The sequence below is a fragment of the Pedobacter hiemivivus genome (assembly GCF_004331685.1).
GTDB lineage: Bacteria > Bacteroidota > Bacteroidia > Sphingobacteriales > Sphingobacteriaceae > Pedobacter > Pedobacter hiemivivus.
Map to the genome: position 1 here is coordinate 336,266 of NZ_SJSM01000005.1, position 18,810 is coordinate 355,075.

At 39.2% G+C, this 18,810-nt stretch carries 16 protein-coding genes; 11 read left to right on the top strand and 5 right to left on the bottom strand.

Annotation, left to right across the window (positions count from 1 at the left end):
• Positions 1-2: 2 nt before the first annotated feature.
• From plsY to EZ444_RS11910, 3 genes are read right to left on the bottom strand one after another with little or no spacing between them, the layout of a single operon-like run.
• Entirely contained in the window at positions 3-650 is a 648-nt protein-coding gene (gene plsY, locus EZ444_RS11900) for a glycerol-3-phosphate 1-O-acyltransferase PlsY (protein WP_131609050.1), read from the bottom strand.
• Between the two features lie 3 nt (positions 651-653).
• Positions 654-1,496 (bottom strand): carboxylating nicotinate-nucleotide diphosphorylase, encoded by an 843-nt coding sequence (nadC, locus tag EZ444_RS11905; RefSeq protein ID WP_131609052.1) that lies wholly within the window; start codon positions 1,494-1,496, stop codon positions 654-656.
• Positions 1,497-1,532: 36 nt separating this feature from the next.
• Positions 1,533-1,925 carry a DUF4783 domain-containing protein gene (locus EZ444_RS11910; protein WP_225874705.1) on the bottom strand — a complete coding sequence of 131 codons (393 nt, stop codon included), beginning with the start codon at positions 1,923-1,925 and terminating at the stop codon, positions 1,533-1,535.
• Between the two features lie 137 nt (positions 1,926-2,062).
• Here EZ444_RS11910 and gpmI point away from each other — a divergent pair, with 137 nt between their 5' ends.
• Both gpmI and EZ444_RS11920 read left to right on the top strand, forming a co-directional pair.
• Positions 2,063-3,583: a 2,3-bisphosphoglycerate-independent phosphoglycerate mutase gene (gene gpmI, locus EZ444_RS11915; RefSeq protein WP_131609056.1), complete on the top strand. Its 1,521-nt coding sequence runs from the start codon at positions 2,063-2,065 to the stop codon at positions 3,581-3,583.
• Entirely contained in the window at positions 3,583-4,110 is a 528-nt protein-coding gene (locus EZ444_RS11920; protein ID WP_131609058.1) for a hypothetical protein, read from the top strand. The genes gpmI and EZ444_RS11920 overlap by 1 nt, the downstream gene beginning before the upstream one ends.
• 172 nt (positions 4,111-4,282) lie before the next feature.
• On the opposite strand, the gene EZ444_RS11925 is transcribed toward EZ444_RS11920, so the two are convergent.
• Entirely contained in the window at positions 4,283-4,909 is a 627-nt protein-coding gene (locus EZ444_RS11925; protein ID WP_131609059.1) for a tetratricopeptide repeat protein, read from the bottom strand.
• 261 nt (positions 4,910-5,170) lie between these two features.
• On the opposite strand from EZ444_RS11925, the gene lon reads away from it, so the two are divergent.
• Entirely contained in the window at positions 5,171-7,648 is a 2,478-nt protein-coding gene (lon, locus tag EZ444_RS11930) for an endopeptidase La (protein WP_131609061.1), read from the top strand.
• Positions 7,649-7,773: 125 nt separating this feature from the next.
• Entirely contained in the window at positions 7,774-8,724 is a 951-nt protein-coding gene (locus tag EZ444_RS11935) for a lipid A deacylase LpxR family protein (protein WP_131609063.1), read from the top strand.
• 22 nt (positions 8,725-8,746) lie between these two features.
• On the opposite strand, the gene arfB is transcribed toward EZ444_RS11935, so the two are convergent.
• The gene (arfB, locus tag EZ444_RS11940; protein WP_131609065.1) at positions 8,747-9,157 is read right to left on the bottom strand and encodes an alternative ribosome rescue aminoacyl-tRNA hydrolase ArfB; all 411 of its coding nucleotides are present in this window, start codon (positions 9,155-9,157) and stop codon (positions 8,747-8,749) included.
• A gap of 81 nt (positions 9,158-9,238) precedes the next feature.
• Here arfB and cmk point away from each other — a divergent pair, with 81 nt between their 5' ends.
• The 7 genes from cmk (at position 9,239) to EZ444_RS11975 (ending at position 18,791) form a co-directional block, all read left to right on the top strand.
• On the top strand, positions 9,239-9,916 hold the full coding sequence (gene cmk / locus EZ444_RS11945; protein WP_131609067.1) for a (d)CMP kinase: 678 nt from the start codon (positions 9,239-9,241) through the stop codon (positions 9,914-9,916).
• Between the two features lie 419 nt (positions 9,917-10,335).
• The gene (locus EZ444_RS11950) at positions 10,336-10,809 is read left to right on the top strand and encodes a TetR/AcrR family transcriptional regulator (RefSeq protein WP_262711256.1); all 474 of its coding nucleotides are present in this window, start codon (positions 10,336-10,338) and stop codon (positions 10,807-10,809) included.
• 18 nt (positions 10,810-10,827) lie between these two features.
• Positions 10,828-11,997, top strand: coding sequence for an efflux RND transporter periplasmic adaptor subunit (locus EZ444_RS11955; protein WP_131609069.1), 1,170 nt, complete (start codon positions 10,828-10,830; stop codon positions 11,995-11,997).
• A 32-nt stretch (positions 11,998-12,029) separates the two neighbouring features.
• On the top strand, positions 12,030-15,206 hold the full coding sequence (locus EZ444_RS11960) for an efflux RND transporter permease subunit (protein ID WP_131609071.1): 3,177 nt from the start codon (positions 12,030-12,032) through the stop codon (positions 15,204-15,206).
• A gap of 10 nt (positions 15,207-15,216) precedes the next feature.
• On the top strand, positions 15,217-16,620 hold the full coding sequence (locus EZ444_RS11965) for an efflux transporter outer membrane subunit (protein WP_131609073.1): 1,404 nt from the start codon (positions 15,217-15,219) through the stop codon (positions 16,618-16,620).
• A 146-nt stretch (positions 16,621-16,766) separates the two neighbouring features.
• Complete coding sequence (locus EZ444_RS11970) at positions 16,767-17,444, top strand: response regulator transcription factor (protein ID WP_131609075.1); 678 nt, start codon at positions 16,767-16,769, stop codon at positions 17,442-17,444.
• A 36-nt stretch (positions 17,445-17,480) separates the two neighbouring features.
• A complete protein-coding gene (locus EZ444_RS11975; protein WP_131609077.1) occupies positions 17,481-18,791 on the top strand; it encodes a sensor histidine kinase in 1,311 nt (436 codons plus the stop codon).
• The last annotated feature ends 19 nt before the right edge of the window (positions 18,792-18,810 follow it).

Here is an 18,810-nt window from a genome sequence, read left to right on the forward strand (position 1 = left end):
GTTTAATTCGTTTTCTTCTTAAACAGGTATACCTTGGATTCTTTGCCCATTAACAGTCTTTCCAGATTTTTTTGATGTGTGACTAAAATGAGTACACAAACACACATACCGTATAAAACTTCAGACTTTATTGATGAATGTAATAAGAACACAATGCTCAGTGGGAAGGTAAAACCAGCACATATGGAGCTTAATGATACATATTTTGTAATCAATAATATCGTAATAAATACAAGAACACAAAGCATTGCTGCGGGGAAGTTAACTGCCAAAATCATTCCAAAAAGTGTAGCCACTCCTTTGCCACCTCTAAAACCAGCAAATATTGGGAACAAATGGCCCATAACGGCTGTAACACCTAATGCCAGTTCATAATTAACAAATTGTGCAGAATTTTGTGGCCCGGTAACGGATAGTCCTATAAAATAGGCCAATTTGGTTGCGGTGTATCCTTTTGCGATATCTATGGTCATCACGGCAATACCGGCTTTTTTACCCAAAACCCTGAAGGTATTGGTTGCACCAGCATTCCCACTTCCATACTCCCTTACATCAACACCATAAAATGCTTGGCCCAACCAAACCGCAGTAGGTATAGAACCAAATAAATAGGCTAAAATAACCGCCGAAATAGAATAGATAGAAATCATGACCTAATAGGCTTTTAAACTCATGTCTAAACTCTTAACAGAATGCGTTAATGCACCCATAGATATATAATCTACACCGCAGGCTGCATATTCTGTTACATTTTCCTCTGTAATACCGCCAGATGCTTCTGTAATATACTGTTTATTGATCTTATTAACTGCTACTTTCAAATTACTGAAACTAAAGTTATCAAGCATGATCCTGTTTACATGACCGGTTTCAAGTACCTGATCAAGTTCTGAAAGATCTCTTACCTCAATTTCTATTTGCAATTGTTTGCTCTTTTCCTTTAAATATTGATTGGCTGCATGAATGGCATTAGCAATTCCGCCAGCATAATCAACATGATTGTCTTTGATCAGGATCATATCGTATAAACCAATTCTATGGTTTACTCCGCCGCCAATACGTACTGCCCACTTTTCCAAATACCTTAAACCTGGTGTAGTTTTGCGCGTATCTAACAATTGAGTATGATAGCCTGAAAGCATTTTTACAATATGATTGGTCTTGGTTGCAATACCGCTCATGCGCTGCATACAATTTAACACCAAACGTTCTGCAAGCAGAATGGATTGAGAATTTCCTGAAACGGTTAAAGCAATGTCTCCTACTTTCACTTCAGCACCATCATTAATAAATACTTCTGTAGTCAGGTCTGCATCTACTTGCTTAAAAATTTCGAGTGCAAGCTCCACTCCAGCGATGATACCTGCTTCTTTAATCAGCAGTTTTGCTTTGCCTTGTGCATTGGCAGGAATGGTAGAAAGGGAGGTATGATCGCCGTCGCCTAAATCTTCGGCAATAGCATTCTTTATAAATTGGTCTATGACTTGTTTATCCAAAATTAATATTTAAACCCAAAAATAGCATTTTTACCATTATTTATCAGGCTCTATCCTTAATTCTGTAATAAAAAAAGCATTTGATGATTTTTTTAGGGTGATTGAAACCCTGAATTTCCCATTTTTAGTATGTAGAGAAAGTATGCCAAACCTGAAATTTGGGTTGGTATTAATGAGGTGTATAACAGATGATTTAATAGGTGGATTTTTAGAAAAAAAGTTTCTTAGGATCTGCTCTGCCTGAGCTTTAGAGTATACATCTTCATCGTCGATGACGATTAATTCTACAGATGAAGCGAAATTTGCCGCGATCTCTTTTGCATTCCCAGCTTTAAAATGTGCCGATAGATTATCTATAATATCGCCTTGAAGCGTATAAGAGGGGAATTGAGTAAAAAAAACAAATAAAAAAAGAAGGGGCTTTATCATCTCTATATAGCTAAACGTAGGAGTCAGCATAAATTATGCCATTAATAGATCATAAAAAAGAAATTGGTTCAAAAAAAAGGCACAATAGACTTATATTTGTTAAGTTCAATAATACATTAAAACAAAGCGAACCACTAATGAACAATAAAAAAGTAGTACTATTAATTCTTGATGGCTGGGGATATGGAAAACAAGATAGCTCTGATGCAGCTTATGCAGCCAACACCCCTTTTTTTGATTCTTTAATCCAAAACTACCCAAACTCAAAACTCGAAGCATCTGGTGAAGCAGTAGGTTTACCGGCAGGACAAATGGGCAACTCTGAAGTTGGCCACATGAATCTTGGAGCTGGTAGAGTTGTATATCAGGAATTGGGAAGGATCAACAAAGCGATCAGCGACAGAACCCTTCATCAAAACCCAGTACTGCTTGACGCGTTCAATTATGCTAAGGACAATAATAAAGCTGTTCATTTTATTGGATTGACTTCTGATGGTGGAGTTCACGCTCACATCAACCACTTAAAAGCTTTATGCGATGCCGCGACTGAGCAAGGCTTAAAAGATGTATTTGTCCATGCTTTTATGGATGGAAGAGATACGGATCCAAACTCGGGACTTAATTTCATCAAAGATCTTGACCATCATTTACAAAGTACTTCTGCTAAAATTGCCAGCTTAATTGGCCGTTATTATGCAATGGACAGAGATAGCCGCTGGGAAAGAGTTAAACAAGCATACGACTTGCTGACTAAAGGTGTTGGACAAGCGACTAGTGATCCAGTTACAGCGGTTGAACAATCTTACAAAGACGGAATAACTGACGAATTTATAAAACCTATAGTAATCACTCAAGCCAACGGCGCACCAGTTGCTACCATACAACCTGGTGATGTGGTTATTTGCTTTAACTATAGAACGGATCGTGGTAGAGAGATTACGGCTGTACTTACTCAGAATGATTATCCTGATTTTGGTATGCATAAGCTCCCTCTTTATTATGTAACCATGACCACTTACGATGAGAATTTCGACAATGTAAAGGTGATGTTTACAAAAGACGATCTTTCGGAAACCTTGGGTGAAGTACTAGAAAAACACCATAAGAATCAAATCCGCATTGCAGAAACAGAAAAATACCCACACGTAACTTTCTTCTTCTCTGGCGGCCGCGAGCAGGTATTTGAAAACGAGAAAAGGATTATGATCCCTTCTCCAAAAGTTGCGACCTACGACTTACAACCAGAAATGAGTGCTGCCGGAATTACGGAAGCCATTTGTAAAGAACTTGAAACCAGATGGCCAGATTTTGTATGTTTAAACTTTGCTAACCCAGATATGGTTGGACATACAGGCGTTTTTGACGCTGTGGTTAAAGCTGTCGAAACTGCAGATAGCTGTGCGGAGATCGTAGTAAATAAAGGAATTGAAAACGGCTATTCGTTTATCATCCTTGCCGATCATGGTAATTCCGAATTTATGGTCAACAATGATGGTTCTGTAAACACAGCTCATACCACTAACCTGGTACCTTGTATTTTAATAGATAAAGACTACACCAGTGTAGCTGATGGTAAACTTGGCGACATCGCTCCTACCATATTAACTATAATGGACATTCCTAAACCGGCAATCATGACCGGCAATAGCTTGGTATAATGAGAAAAACCTTTTGGCTATTGGGTATCGTTTTGACCTTTTACAGCTGTAACCCGGCTGTTAAAAGTCAAAATGGTGCTTTGAATTATTTTGATGTTAAAGGTTATTTTGAGAAAGAGGCCTTGCGCCTTAACAAGAGTAATCCTTTGCTAACGAAAACTGTTGAGGTGAATGGTGCTACTGAAACCAAGAAAATCCATGTTCCAGACTGGGCTAAGGAACTATCTATCTTTTCTGACTCAGAAATCAACAGAAATGCATGGAAAGGTTTGTTTAGCACAGATAAAACCAACGCACAGGAGCTTTATACTTCGGACAATAAAAAAGTACCAGTAAAGGAAGTATTGATCACCAAAAAAGATGGTCATATATTTGGTATCCGAATCCTGGTAAAAAACAGCAATATGCTTTATAGTTCTGCGGACACGCTTTCTTATTATCCTGACAGTCTGTATCGGATCAATAAAAAGCAGCATATTAAACTGATGGCTGAAAAGAATTACAGTGTTACCGGAAGGTTTAAATAAAAAAAGGATGTTCAAATGAACATCCTTTTTTTATTTGCACTGTCGTCATTCTGAATTTATTTCAGAATCACTCAAGAGAAAGGTGGCTTTGCAGGTGCGAGATTCTGAAATAAATTCAGAATGACGACCGCTTTATAATACAGACTCTGTTTCACTTGCTTTAAAAGCCAGTTTATTTCAAACTGGTAACTTGTGCTTTAACATAATCAATCAACGAAAGAATATCTTTTCGTTGTGGCTGAACTAGCAAAACCTTCTGAAAATCGGCTACAGAATTATTAAATAAAGCTACACACCCTGCCTTTTCCGCTTTGGTTTTAATTTTATAAGATTTATAAATCGCGTAATCTTTATAAGCCAATGCCCTATTTTGTAGCAATTGAGCATCTTCTTCCCCATTGATTTCTATTGCTTTTGTGAAATCTTTAATGGCAGCCTGATAAAAACTCTCACGCATATTGTTTAATGATTCCTTAGGATCATTTGCAACATTTTGTCTAGCCTTACCACGGTAATAATAGGCAGAATAATCTGAAGGTTTTACAGTAATCAAACGACTGTAAGTATCTATAGAATTTTCAAAATCGCCACACTGAAAATAAGAATACCCCAACATTTTCAACACGTTAGCGTTATTAGGATTTTTTGTATCTGCCTTTTCAAGCTGATTCACAGCGCCTTTATAATCACCCTTCATCATGGCCTGCATGCCCAATTTATCATAGCCACTATTTTGTGCGAATGTAGTGGTTGCAGAAAAAACAAATAACAATAAGACTGTTTGCTTGAAGTAGTTCATTAACTTTTATTTAAAAATAAATATATTTAAAAGGTTAGATATAGACAACTATCATACCATTTGCAAATATCTAACTTAAACGCTAAATAATTCAAATTATGATTTAATAATTAATTATTATTGAGGCATGACTTTTTAACAGGGAATTGCTGCAAATTTCATTTTGGCACAGGAGTTGAAATTATCCCAGTATCACACAATTAATAATTTTTAAACGACATGCTGTCAGATTGTCGTTTTTATTTAAGAAAGACTTATTTAATGAGTAAACGAGATCAATTCGATTTTAGCAACGCACTTCCTATCATAAATGAAGATACTGAATTCTTTCCTTTGATGTCTCAACAAGATGAAGATGAGATGAATAACGAAGATACTCCAGAGATCTTACCCATTCTTCCACTTAGGAATACTGTACTTTTCCCAGGTGTGGTGATCCCTATTACCGTAGGAAGAGATAAATCTATAAAACTAATCAAAGAGGCCTATAAGGGCGACAGGATCATTGGCGTGGTTTCACAACGCGATGTTTCTATCGAGGATCCTACATTTGAGGAATTAAATCCTGTAGGTACGGTAGCTCATATCATTAAAATGCTGCAAATGCCTGATGGCAACACTACGGTAATTATACAGGGCAAGCAACGCTTCCGTTTATTGGAAGAGGTGCAGTCTGAGCCGTATATTAAGGTAACTATCAGCAAATTTGAGGAATCCAAGTTTAAAGCCGATAAGGAATTTAAAGCCCTGGTAGCCTCTATTAAGGAAATGTCTAGCCAGATTATCCAGCTGTCACCAAATATTCCAAGTGAAGCAGGTATTGCGCTTAAGAACATAGAAAGCACTTCTTTCCTGATCAACTTCATCTCTTCAAACATGAATGCAGATGTTGCTGACAAGCAAAAGATGCTGGAAATGACAAACTTGCGTGAACGTGCAATGATGGCCATGGAATTGTTGACGCTTGAACTACAAATGCTTGAATTGAAGAATCAAATTCAGAGTAAAGTACGTGTAGATCTTGACAAACAACAAAGAGATTATTTCTTAAACCAGCAGCTAAAAACTATACAGGAAGAATTGGGTGGCAACTCATCAGATCTGGAGTATGAGGCGTTAGAAAACCGTGCAAAAAAGAAAAAATGGGAACCTCAGGTTGCTACACACTTTAATAAAGAACTAGAGAAATTGGGTCGCATGAACCCTGCTGCACCTGATTATTCGGTACAGATCAACTATCTGGAACTTTTACTAGACTTGCCTTGGAATGATTTTACCAAAGACAATTTCGACTTAAAACGCGCACAGCGTGTACTTGATAAAGATCATTTTGGACTAGAAAAAGTAAAGCAGCGTATTATTGAGTATTTAGCTGTGCTAAAACTTAAACGCGATATGAAAGCCCCTATCCTTTGTTTGGTAGGTCCTCCGGGGGTTGGTAAAACCTCTCTTGGAAAATCAATTGCCAAAGCGCTAAACCGTAAATACGTACGTATGGCTTTAGGCGGCATAAGAGATGAGGCTGAAATCCGTGGTCATAGAAAAACTTATATAGGTGCTATGCCTGGTCGTATCATTCAATCTATTAAAAAAGCAGGTGCTGCCAATCCAGTTTTTGTACTCGATGAGATTGATAAAGTAGGATCAGACTTTAGGGGCGACCCTTCTTCAGCTTTGCTGGAAGTATTGGATCCTGAGCAAAATAGTGCATTTAATGATCATTATGTAGAAGCAGATTATGACCTGTCTCACGTGTTGTTTATTGCCACTGCCAACTCACTAAGCTCTATTCAACCGGCCTTGTTAGACCGAATGGAGATTATTGAAGTAAATGGATATACCATTGAAGAAAAGATAGAGATTGCTAAAAAATACCTTTTACCTAAGCAAAAGGATATACATGGCATAAAAAACAAGGATATCGCTTTAAAAGGCGCATTAATTGAAAAAGTGATTGAGGATTATACCAGGGAATCTGGAGTACGTGGATTGGAGAAAAAGATCGGGTCACTGGTAAGAGGTGTAGCTACTAAAATTGCTATGGAAGAAACCTATGACCCAAACTTGACTAATGATGACGTAGAGCGCATTTTAGGGGCTCCCATATACGACAAAGACCTATACGAAGGCAATGAAGTTGCTGGTGTGGTAACTGGCTTAGCCTGGACATCTGTAGGTGGTGATATTCTATTTATTGAGGCTAGCTTAAGTCCGGGTAAAGGAAAACTAACCCTGACAGGAAACCTGGGTGAGGTGATGAAAGAGTCTGCAGTTATTGCGCTTGCTTATTTACGCGCTCATGCTGAGCTTTTTGGTATTGAATACGCCTTGTTTGACCAATTTGATGTACACGTTCACGTTCCTGCTGGTGCTACTCCTAAAGATGGCCCTTCGGCAGGTATAACTATGCTTACTGCCCTAACATCAGCCTTTACACAACGTAAAGTAAAATCTAACCTGGCCATGACTGGCGAGATTACGCTTAGAGGTAAGGTATTACCTGTGGGCGGTATCAAAGAAAAAATACTTGCTGCTAAGCGTGCTAACATAAAAGACATCATTTTATGTAAATCAAACAGGAAGGATATTCTAGAGATCAAAGAAAGCTATATCAAAGACCTTCGTTTCCATTACGTTTCTGAAATGAAAGAGGTGATTGATCTTGCTTTGACTAAAGAAAAGGTAAAAAACCCACAAAATCTGACGGTTAGAACTGCCCTTCCTAAGAGCAGCGAATAGCTTAATCAGCAGGGAAAAACTATATCTAAAAAGCGTTCAGAAATTCTGAACGCTTTTTCTTTTAAAACTAATGCCAAATCTGATAACTTTACAGCATAACCAGCAACCGAATAACGAAACAACGGATGAAAAAACTACTCCTTGCCCTGACCACCATTTCCCTATTGAGTATCAATTCTTATGGGCAGACTTATAAAAACGAATTTGGATTCCGCAGCGACAATGATTCCTACCTTGCTCAGGGCTCCGATCGTTATTACACCAATGGTTTATTTATACATTATAGAAGGGCACTGGATCAACAAACCTTAAAAGTAGGATTAGAAAAAAAGATTTACGAAATTACTGCGGGGCAAGAAATATACAACCCATACTCTGGCTCCGCGCCAGACCCGGCCAGACAGGACCGTCCATTCGCAGGTTACTTATATGCTGGTGGAGCGTTGAGCTGGTTTCATACCAATGAGCGCATTTTAAAAGTTAGTGCGGAAATAGGTGCCACTGGTCCTAATTCTCTTGCCGAAGACGGACAGGAATTACTACATAACACCGTTGGCTTTTATGAGCTTGGCGGTTGGGAATACCAAATCAAAAATGCGGTAACCTTAAACCTTTCTGCTCAGTATACCAGGTTGCTACATCGTTCATCAAACAAGGCAACAGATTTTTCTTTTGAGGGATATGCCAATGCAGGAACTACATTTAGTGGTGCTGGTGCCGGTATTTTATTCAGAGCAGGTGGACTTAACCAGCTTTTCAACTCTGCCTATACCAATGCGGTAATTGGCAACAATCCAAAAACCAAAGCGCTGGTAAAAAGAGAGGTCTTCTTTTATGCTAAGCCACAGTTAAACTTTGTTGCTTACGATGCCACTATTCAAGGCAGTATGTTCAACAACAATGATCCGGTTACTTTTGGTGTTAAACCTATTGTATTTGCCCAACAAGTTGGCTTCAACTACAGTTCTCAACGGTTTACTGTCGACTTTGGGATGATCTTTAAAACTAAAGAAGTAAAGAGTACAGCTAAAGCACATCAATACGGCTCAATCAGCATGTTTTATCGCTTTAATTGATCCCGTTTAGCCAATGCTAATTTTAATCTAACTGAGGCCGTTTTCTAGATACTTTTTTAGTGGATGTGGATTGTTTGTTTTCCAGCCTTTTCCTGATCACAGCTTTAGGGATTTTGGTAGGCTTTCTCTTTTTCTGTACGTGTAATCCGGCTTTAAGTAAGATGAGCAATTTCGCAATCGTCTTTTCCTTGTTTAAAAGCTGACTTCGATCTTCTTGCGACACCACATGGATATTACCCTCCTGATCCATACGTCCTTCCAATCTTTCTGTTAGCAATAGGCGCTCTTCGTCTGTAAAAAAGGATGCTTCGGCTATGTTGAAGATCAGTTCTACTTTACTGGAAACCTTGTTAACGTTTTGTCCGCCTTTACCCCCACTACGTGAAGTTTTGAATGTAACTGTCTTTAATATATCTTCTCTGCTGGGTAACATGCTGCAAACATAAACATATGTTTAGGATTTAATAAAAATTTCATACTAAACAATTCTCCAAAATATTAACTTTGCTGGCCTATGAGAAAAAACCTCGTTGTAGCGATAGATGGCTATTCCTCTTGTGGAAAGAGCACCCTAGCCAAAGCATTGGCTAAAAAACTGGGCTTTATCTATATTGACAGTGGAGCCATGTACCGTGCCGTAACTTTATACTTTATCCGTAACCATGTTAATGTAAATGATCCAGAAGCAGTAGATTATGCTCTTGGACATATAGAATTGAACTTTCATTCTCAAGATTATCAGTCGCACATCACCCTCAACGGTGAAGAGGTGTCTGAAGAAATCAGACAGATGCCAGTTTCTACAACGGTAAGTGAAGTTTCTGCGAATAAGAAAGTGCGCAGGGAAATGGTGAAACAGCAGCAACGAATGGGGAAATCCAAAAACATAGTGATGGATGGTCGTGACATTGGGACAACTGTATTTCCTGATGCCCCGGTTAAATTTTTCATGACTGCCGATCCTAAAATAAGAGCAGAACGTCGTTTTAAAGAATTACAGAGTAAAGGTGATACGACGACTAGTCTGGAGGATGTTTTTGAGAATCTGGCACATAGGGATTACGCTGATACTACCCGCAAGGAAAGTCCGCTAACCAGAGCTGATGATGCGATTATCTTAGATAATACAGACCTTACGGAAGCAGAGCAACTTGACTTTGCACTGGATATGGTGCATCAGCAGTTGCCTTAAGGTTCATATTTGAATATTCAGAGGTTGTCGCAATTTGCGACAACCTGATAACCGATACTTTTTCGCCTCATGCGAAATGCTTTGAGTCCTCCCACGAGCTTTCAGGATGGTATCACAATTTGTGATACCACGATTTCAACCTTCTAATCGCTTAGGTTAATCCCATTACTCCCATACAGCTCCTCCTATTTCTCTGCAATTATTTGGTTACAAAACCAATCATAACCTAAACATTACATTCCCATGTTTTAATCTAAATACTGGATTAATACTTTTGTTTAACAATTTTGTCAAACTCAATTTAATGACCAACAGAGATACAGGAACGGAGCAGTTAATTAAGGATACTGCGAAGCACCTTTTTTTTTGCAGAAGGCAAGTTCCACGCTACTACACAAGAGATTGCGGATGCCGCAGGTGTGAATCGGACACTTGTAAATTATTACTTCCGATCACGAGATGCCTTATTCGATCAGGTATTTAATGAGGCTCAGGATGCCTTTTTAAAGATGATCGATGAAGTAATGGACGCTCCTACGCCATTCAAGAAAAAGATAGAGAACCTCATTTCGGTATTCCTTAAAGAGGCTATGCATTTCCCCTACCGCGAGCTGTTTATCATTACACAAATGAACAGACACGATGTAATCACTGCAAAAAAATCGAGAGCCCAAAAGGCAAATGCTTTTTTAGAAGAGATACAACGGGAAATGGACAAGGGAACGATAAAAACAATGAACCCAAGACATTTCACCATCAATCTTTTTTCTCTAATGGCTTACCCAATGGTTACTGCTCCTCTAAATAAAATACTATTTGGCCTGAATGACGAAGAGTACACCGCCCTGATGGAAGAGCGAAAACAATTAATTTTTGAACTAATATTCCCTTAAATACTACAATATATAAATATGAAAACTAGAATCCACTCTCTTTACTTACTACTTCCTGCATTGTTGATGATCGCTTCATGTGGAAATGGCGATCAAAAAAAGGCAGGACCTCCTGCTGGTCAGGTGCAATCGTACCCTGTAGTAGCTTTAACTGCCCAATCTACTTCATTAGAGACAGACTACCCTGCTACACTAGAAGGAATTCAAAATGTAGACATCAGGCCAAAAGTTGACGGCTTTATTGAAAAAATATTCGTTGATGAAGGTGCTACCGTTAAAAAAGGTCAGCCACTTTTTAACATCAACGCGCCACAATACGAGCAGCAAGTTAGAACTGCATCAGCAGCAATAAGCAGTGCCGAAGCCGATGTAAACGCAGCACAACTACAAGTGAACAAAACAAAACCACTAGTTGAAAAAGACATCATCAGCAAATACGACCTTGATGCAGCTATGCTAACCCTACAAAGCAGAAAAGCAGCATTGGCACAAGCTAAGGCAGAACTGGTGAATGCAAAAGTAAATTTAGGCTATACCCACATCACCAGCCCAGTTGATGGAGTAATCGGAAGCATTCCTTTCAAAACAGGAAGCTTGGTGAGCAGCAGCAGTGCCAGCCCACTAACAACCGTTTCAAACATATCTAAAGTATATGCATACTTCTCTTTAAATGAGAAGCAACTTTTAGACTTTTCTCGTCAATATAAAGGTACAAGCCTGGAAGCAAAGCTGAAAAACATTCCAGCCGTTTCACTGGTACTAGCCGATGGAACAACTTACGCCGAAAATGGTAAAGTACAATCTATAAACGGATTGATCAATACAGGAACAGGTTCTGCAAGCTTAAGAGCAACATTTCCAAACCCAATAAACCTTTTAAGAAGCGGTGCAAGTGCATCTGTACGCATCCCTCAACATTTGGAAAATGTAATCCTTATCCCTCAAAAATCTACCATCGATTTACAAGGTAAAAAATTCGTGTATGTACTGGGTGAAAAAGGCCTGGTCAAAAACACAGAAATTGAAGTGATGGAATTGACCAAAGGCAACTTCTTCGTCGTAACCAAAGGATTAAAAACAGGCGATAAAATCGTAATGGAAGGCTTCCAATCCCTAAAAGACGGTTCAGAAATTAAACCCGAAGAGAAAAATGCAGATTCAGTTTATGCTGACCTTAACAATAAATAATCTGGTTTTTATAACCTGCTGAAATAGAATATATGTTTAAGAAATTTATAGAAAGACCAGTTTTATCAACGGTAATATCCATTATCATTGTAATACTTGGGGTGTTGGGCTTAATCACCTTACCCGTATCTCAATATCCGGAAATTGCACCACCAACAGTACAGGTATCCGCCTCTTATCAGGGTGCCAATGCCGACGTGGTACTAAATAGTGTGGTGATCCCGCTAGAAGAACAAATTAATGGTGTAGAGGACATGACTTACATGACCTCTACTGCAAGTAATGATGGTACTGCCACCATTACCATCAACTTTAAATTGGGTACAAACCCAGATCTGGCAGCGGTAAACGTACAGAACAGGGTGGCCAGGGCAAGTAGTTTACTACCTGCAGAGGTAACTCGAGCTGGTGTAACTACGGCAAAAAAACAAGCCAGTAACGTATTGATCTTCGCTATTTATAGCGACAGTGCTTCTTACGACCAGAAGTTTTTGCAAAACTACGCCAACATCAACCTGATTCCACAAATCAAACGTGTTAACGGAGTTGGTGATGCCAGTGCATTTGGATTGATGGATTATACCATGAGGATCTGGCTTAAACCAGATGTAATGGCTACTTACGGATTGGTACCCAATGATGTAAGTGTAGCGCTTGCTGAGCAGAATATTGAAGCTGCTCCAGGTCAGTTTGGCGAGCAGGGTGACCAGTCGTTTCAATATGTGTTAAAATACTCAGGCCGTTTAAAAAATGAAGTAGAGTTTAGCAATATCATCATCAAAACTGCCAGTAATGGGCAACTGTTACGATTAAAAGATATCGCCAGAATTGAATTGGGTGCACAAAGTTACGCCAGTTCTGTACGCTTCAATGGGAAATCTGCATTAGGTATAGCCATTAACCAAACAGCTGGTTCAAACGCAAAAGAAGTAATCGAAAATTCCATAAAGATCCTGGATCAAGCTTCACTCACCTTCCCTAAAGGGGTGCATTATACCTCATTGGTAAACGTGAACGATTTCCTTGATGCATCCATAGAAAAGGTAATTCACACCCTGATCGAAGCGTTTATCCTGGTTTTCATCGTTGTATTTATCTTCCTTCAGGATTTTCGGTCTACCTTAATCCCTGCCATCAGTGTACCAGTAGCCATTCTAGGTACGTTCTTCTTCCTTAGTTTATTTGGCTTTACCATTAACCTACTTACTCTTTTCGCATTGGTACTGGCCATTGGTATTGTGGTGGATGATGCCATTGTAGTCGTCGAGGCCGTCCATGCCAAGCTCGATCATGGATATACCTCAGCCAAAAAAGCGACTATTGATGCCATGGAAGACATTACAGGTGCCATTATTTCCATTACCTTAGTTATGGCGGCCGTATTTATTCCGGTAAGTTTTATCCAGGGTTCATCAGGTGTATTCTATAAGCAATTTGGTTTAACCTTAGCCATTGCCATTATCCTTTCAGCAATTAACGCCTTAACCTTAAGTCCGGCACTCTGTGCTTTATTATTGAAACCTCATGCCGATGATCATGGTAAAAAGAAGAACTTCATGCAGCGTTTTTATGCAGCATTTAATGCTTCTTTTGATGCCATGACCACCAGATACAAACGTTCTGTAAGCTTTTTAGCGCGAAGAAAATGGGTTGCAGGTGCAGGAATTGCCTTGTTTGCTGTTGTACTGGTTTGGACAATGAACACTACCCCAAAAGGTTTTGTGCCAAATGAGGATTTGGGAACTATTATGTCCGACATTTCATTACCTCCGGCTACTTCACAAGAACAAACCGCCATTGTCATTAAACAAATTGACAGCATTGCCCATACTATCCCAGAGATCCAATACTCATTAACAGTGGTTGGCCGAAGCATGATTAGTGGTTCAGGAAGTTCTTACGGTATGGTAATTGGAAAACTAATTCCCTGGAATGAACGTAAACGAGATGTAAAAGCAATTATCGGTGAGTTGTTTGCTAAGACTGCAGGTGTTAAAGGTGCCAGAGTAATCTTCTTTGCCCCTCCTACTATCCAGGGATTTGGTACCAGTGGTGGTTTTGAATTCCAGTTACAGGATAAAACAGGTGGCGACATCAACAAATTCAACACCATTGGAAACGAATTTCTTGCCGCATTAAGCAAAAGACCTGAAATTCAATATGCCTCAACTTCGTTTAACCCTAATTTCCCTCAGTATCAAATTGACGTAAATGTAGCTACAGTAAAACAAGCCGGATTAAGCGTTAGTGATGTGTTGGGCGTATTGCAAGGTTATTACGGTGGAGTTTACGCCTCCAACTTTAACAAGTACGGAAAGCAATACCGTGTAATGTACCAGGCTGATGCACCTTACCGTGCCAATCAGGAAACGTTAAACAGCATATATGTTAGAAATTCGAGTGGACAAATGGCTCCTATCAGCAATTTCATTACCTTGAAAAAGGTGTATGGGCCACAAGCAATATCACGTTTCAACTTGTTTACCTCTATTTCCGTAACCGGAAGTCCAAATGCCGGATTCAGTTCTGGTGATGCACTAAAGGCGGTACAGGAAGAAGCAGCCATCCATTTACCGGCAGGATATGGATATGAGTTTTCAGGCTTATCACGTGAAGAGATGTCAAGCGGTAGTCAAACCATATACATCTTCCTACTTTGTGTAATATTTGTTTACTTCTTACTTTGTGCCCAATACGAAAGTTACATCCTGCCATTAGCAGTACTAATTTCATTGCCAATTGGTTTAGCCGGTGTATTTATATTCGATAAAATATTTGGCGTAGACAACAACATCTATACCCAAATCACGCTGATCATGCTGGTCGGTTTGCTCGCAAAAAATGCCATTTTGATTGTGGAGTTTGCGGTAGATAGACGAAGAAAAGGAATGAGCATTGTAAGTGCGGCCATTAGCGGTGCTACAGCTCGTTTACGTCCTATTTTAATGACCTCTTTCGCCTTTATTTTGGGTCTATTACCATTAATGCTATCAACCGGAGTAGGTGCTGCAGGTAATAAATCAATCGGTACAGGAGCTGTAGGTGGTATGCTTATCGGAACCATATTCGGGATATTTGTAATTCCTACCTTATTCATCGTCTTCCAAAGTCTACAGGAAAGAGTGAGCAAAAAATCACCTTTTGATGAAGGATATGGCCCAATACAGGAAACCATTGCATTTCCTGAAGTAGACACCCGCGAACACTAATTAAAAAAACATGAACACCAGATATCATAAATATTATTTCATTATCGCCTTTTCCGTACTGACCTTATCGGCCTGTGTAACGAAGAAGTACGAGCGTCCAGCTGTAATCAGTAAGGATTTATACCGTGGCAATACGAGTACAGACAGCACTACAATTGCTGATCTGCAATGGAAAACGCTATTTGTCGACGCAGGATTGCAGTCGCTGATTGAAGAAGGTATAGGCGGAAATCTTGACCTTAAACAGGCCATAGAAAGAATTAAAATTGCTGAAGCGACACTACTGCAAAGTAGAGCCGCTTTATTGCCAAGTTTAACGGCCGATGTTTCGGTAACGGACGCTAAGCAATCAAGGGCAGCATTAAACTTTCCTCCAGGTATCAACATCAATACCGAAACTCAAACTTATAAAGCACAGTTAAGTACAAGCTGGGAAGCTGACATTTGGGGCAAACTGAGCAGTGCAAAACGCTCGGCCTATGCTTCATTATTGCAAAGCGATGCTGCAAAAAGAGCGGTACAAACTCAGCTCATTGCCAACATAGCCAATGGCTATTACAACTTACTGGCACTGGATAAGCAATTAGCTATTACCGAGCAAACCATCCAAATCAGAGAAAAAGATGTAGAAACCATGAAGTCCTTAAAAGAAGGTGCAGTGGTAAATGGTGCAGCCGTAGTACAAAGTGAGGCCAATTTATACGCCGCACAAGTAACCCTTCCCGATCTGAAAAGAAATATCAGAGAAACAGAAAATGCATTGAGCATACTTTTAGGAAGAGGCCCGGGAAAAATAGACCTTTCTACACTTGATCAGCAAACTACATACAGCAATTTACAAACTGGCGTATCGGCACAACTGTTGCAAAACAGACCTGACGTACAAGCTGCAGAATTTGCTTTCAGGGCTGCATTTGAGAATAAAAATGTAGCTAAAGCGTATTTCTACCCTGCTTTAACCTTAACAGCAAATGCAGGTTTATCAAGCTTGAGCCTGAAAAACTTTTTCGACAATTCGGTATTCTACAATTTAATTGGTGGTATTACGCAACCGATATTCAACAAAGGTCAGAACAAGGCTCGCTTAAAAACAGCACAGGCACAACAGCAAATTGCATTTTATAGCTTCCAACAAAGCCTATTAACGGGCGGACAGGAAGTATCTGATGCCCTTTTTGCTTATCAGACCGCAGCTCAAAAGGAAACGACAAGAGCAAAGCAGGTTGCCTCATTAACTAAAGCAGTTGATTTTACTAAAGAATTGTTACGCTACAGTTCGGCTACAAATTATACTGACGTATTGACATCTGAGCAAAGTTTATTAGCTGCTCAGCTTAGCAGCATCAACGACAGACTTCAAAAATTACAGTCTGTGGTTAATTTGTATAGAGCACTTGGTGGCGGTTGGAAGTAAAAAAGGAGAGATTCTGAAATAAATTCAGAATGACGAACGCACAAAAAAGAGCCTGATCATTTTTTTTTAATGATACAGGCTCTTTCTTTTATCAGTTCTTTTTACCTAGCTTCATGCTCTAATACGATTAAGCTTTATTTTATCCAATGAATATCCTGATAGTTGAAGACGAAAAAACACTGGGTTTAGAAATAGCCGAGTTTCTGGGCAAAGAAGGTTACACCATTGAACATGCCTGGAAAAAATCATCTGCTGAAGAAAAAATCTTTGTAAACACCTACGATTTTATCCTGCTCGATCTTAGCCTACCCGGTGGTGATGGTTTTGAACTTTTACACCAGCTAAAGAAAATGCCAGGACGAGAAGATGCAGTGATTATACTTACTGCCCGTGGTGATGTGGACGACAGGATTAAAGGTCTGGAAGCAGGTGCCGACGATTACCTCCCAAAGCCTTTCTCCTTAACGGAACTTCTTGCCAGAATGCATGCCATCATCCGCCGTAAGCATAAACTCGTAATGAACGAGGTAAACGTTCATGGTTTTACACTAGATATTAAAAATCATAAAGTGAGTTTTGATGGGGAGCGTATTAATTTAACCAACAAAGAATTTGAGATTTTTAATTACCTAATCCTAAGCAAAAACAGGGTTATATCAAGAGTTAACCTTACCGAACATGTTTGGGGAGATATACTAGAAGTAAACTCTGATTCGAACTTTGTGGATGTCCATGTAAAAAACCTTCGTAAAAAACTGGCTGCTCATGCCACAATAGATTGGTTTGAAACCGTGAGAAGCATTGGTTACCGGATTAATTTTTAAAAAATAATAGCTCAGTTTTATACAAGCAATGCCACTATGAAATTACAATTCAAACTTGCTTTATATAACACCCTAACCAAGATTGCCATTATTACCGTGTTGGGGATCCTGATATTAGTTTCTATCAACCATATCTCGATCAATCACATCCAAAATCGGCTGTTACAAAAAAAGATCCGACTCATTGCCAATCTTTCCAACGTAGAGATAAACGATCTACTATTGCAAAAAACATTTACAGACTACAACCTACTACGTGAGGAATACATCATTCTTAAGGAAATAAAAAAAACAGATCATCCCATAAAGCAGAAGTTTTTACGGGAGCTACGTAGTATTGAAGGGAACCAGGAAGAATTTCAAATCCTAATTACTGACTTTAACTACGAAGGGAAGAGCTATAGGCTCGAACTTGGCGAAACCATGTCCACCTTAGCCCAATTGGAGCATACCATTTCCATGTTCACCTTTGGAATCTTGATTGCGGCCGTTATCCTTACCCTAATTATTGATCTCAGCTTTATGCAATTCTTGCTAGGCCCTTTCTACCAGATTATTGATCAAAAGCTGAATAAAGTAAACGACCCCATTAATTTTAATTATCATCCTGTAAAAACCAGTACCGACGATTTTAAAATACTCGATCAGAGCATCAGTGTGCTGATGAATAAAATTGCGACACTTTTCTTGACCGAAAAAGAGTTTATCGCCAATGTATCTCATGAACTGCTTACCCCTATTTCCATCCTCAATACCAGGCTCGAAAACCTCTTAAATGATGAGCAGCTAAGCCCTGAAGGAGAAAATAAACTATTTGCCTGTTTAAAAACATTAAACCGCTTAAAAGCGATAATAAATAGCTTGTTACTAATTTCTAAAGTAGAGAACCACCAATACGGGAAAACTGATACGATCTCTGTAAAACATACTGTAGAAGAAGTCCATGAAGAACTGGAACATCGCCTGTTGATGATGAAACTTAAAATGCACATTAACCTTACAGAAGATTACAGCTTTACCGGAAATAAGTCACTGTTCCATACCTTGTTGATGAATTTAATCAACAATGCTATCAAATACAATAAGCCATCAGGCTCCGTTGATATCTATAGCGAATCTTCCGTAGAAGGTTATACCCTTGTGATTGCTGATACCGGCCGTGGGATGAATCCGAAACTCGTTCAAAATGCGTTCATCCGGTTTGAAAAACTACAATCAGAAAAAGAAGATAGCCACGGACTTGGCCTGGCCATCGTAAGAAGTATTGCTGCTTTTCACGAAATCAAAATCGATATCACCTCAGAAAAGGGCCAAGGGACGCAGGTGCGCATTGTTTTTCCCAACTAAATTGTTCTTCATCAAATCT

Excerpts from the sequence above, each read along its gene's own strand:
- EZ444_RS11925 (WP_131609059.1), bottom strand. The coding sequence starts at position 4,909 with ATGAACTACTTCAAGCAAACAGTCTTATTGTTATTTGTTTTTTCTGCA.
- EZ444_RS11935 (WP_131609063.1), top strand. The coding sequence starts at position 7,774 with ATGAAAAAACTACTCCTTGCCCTGACCACCATTTCCCTATTGAGTATC.
- cmk (WP_131609067.1), top strand. The coding sequence starts at position 9,239 with ATGAGAAAAAACCTCGTTGTAGCGATAGATGGCTATTCCTCTTGTGGA.
- EZ444_RS11920 (WP_131609058.1), top strand. The coding sequence starts at position 3,583 with ATGAGAAAAACCTTTTGGCTATTGGGTATCGTTTTGACCTTTTACAGC.
- EZ444_RS11970 (WP_131609075.1), top strand. The coding sequence starts at position 16,767 with ATGAATATCCTGATAGTTGAAGACGAAAAAACACTGGGTTTAGAAATA.
- gpmI (WP_131609056.1), top strand. The coding sequence starts at position 2,063 with ATGAACAATAAAAAAGTAGTACTATTAATTCTTGATGGCTGGGGATAT.
- plsY (WP_131609050.1), bottom strand. The coding sequence starts at position 650 with ATGATTTCTATCTATTCTATTTCGGCGGTTATTTTAGCCTATTTATTT.
- EZ444_RS11960 (WP_131609071.1), top strand. The coding sequence starts at position 12,030 with ATGTTTAAGAAATTTATAGAAAGACCAGTTTTATCAACGGTAATATCC.
- EZ444_RS11910 (WP_225874705.1), bottom strand. The coding sequence starts at position 1,925 with ATGATAAAGCCCCTTCTTTTTTTATTTGTTTTTTTTACTCAATTCCCC.
- EZ444_RS11965 (WP_131609073.1), top strand. The coding sequence starts at position 15,217 with ATGAACACCAGATATCATAAATATTATTTCATTATCGCCTTTTCCGTA.
- EZ444_RS11975 (WP_131609077.1), top strand. The coding sequence starts at position 17,481 with ATGAAATTACAATTCAAACTTGCTTTATATAACACCCTAACCAAGATT.
- lon (WP_131609061.1), top strand. The coding sequence starts at position 5,171 with ATGAGTAAACGAGATCAATTCGATTTTAGCAACGCACTTCCTATCATA.
- EZ444_RS11955 (WP_131609069.1), top strand. The coding sequence starts at position 10,828 with ATGAAAACTAGAATCCACTCTCTTTACTTACTACTTCCTGCATTGTTG.
- arfB (WP_131609065.1), bottom strand. The coding sequence starts at position 9,157 with ATGTTACCCAGCAGAGAAGATATATTAAAGACAGTTACATTCAAAACT.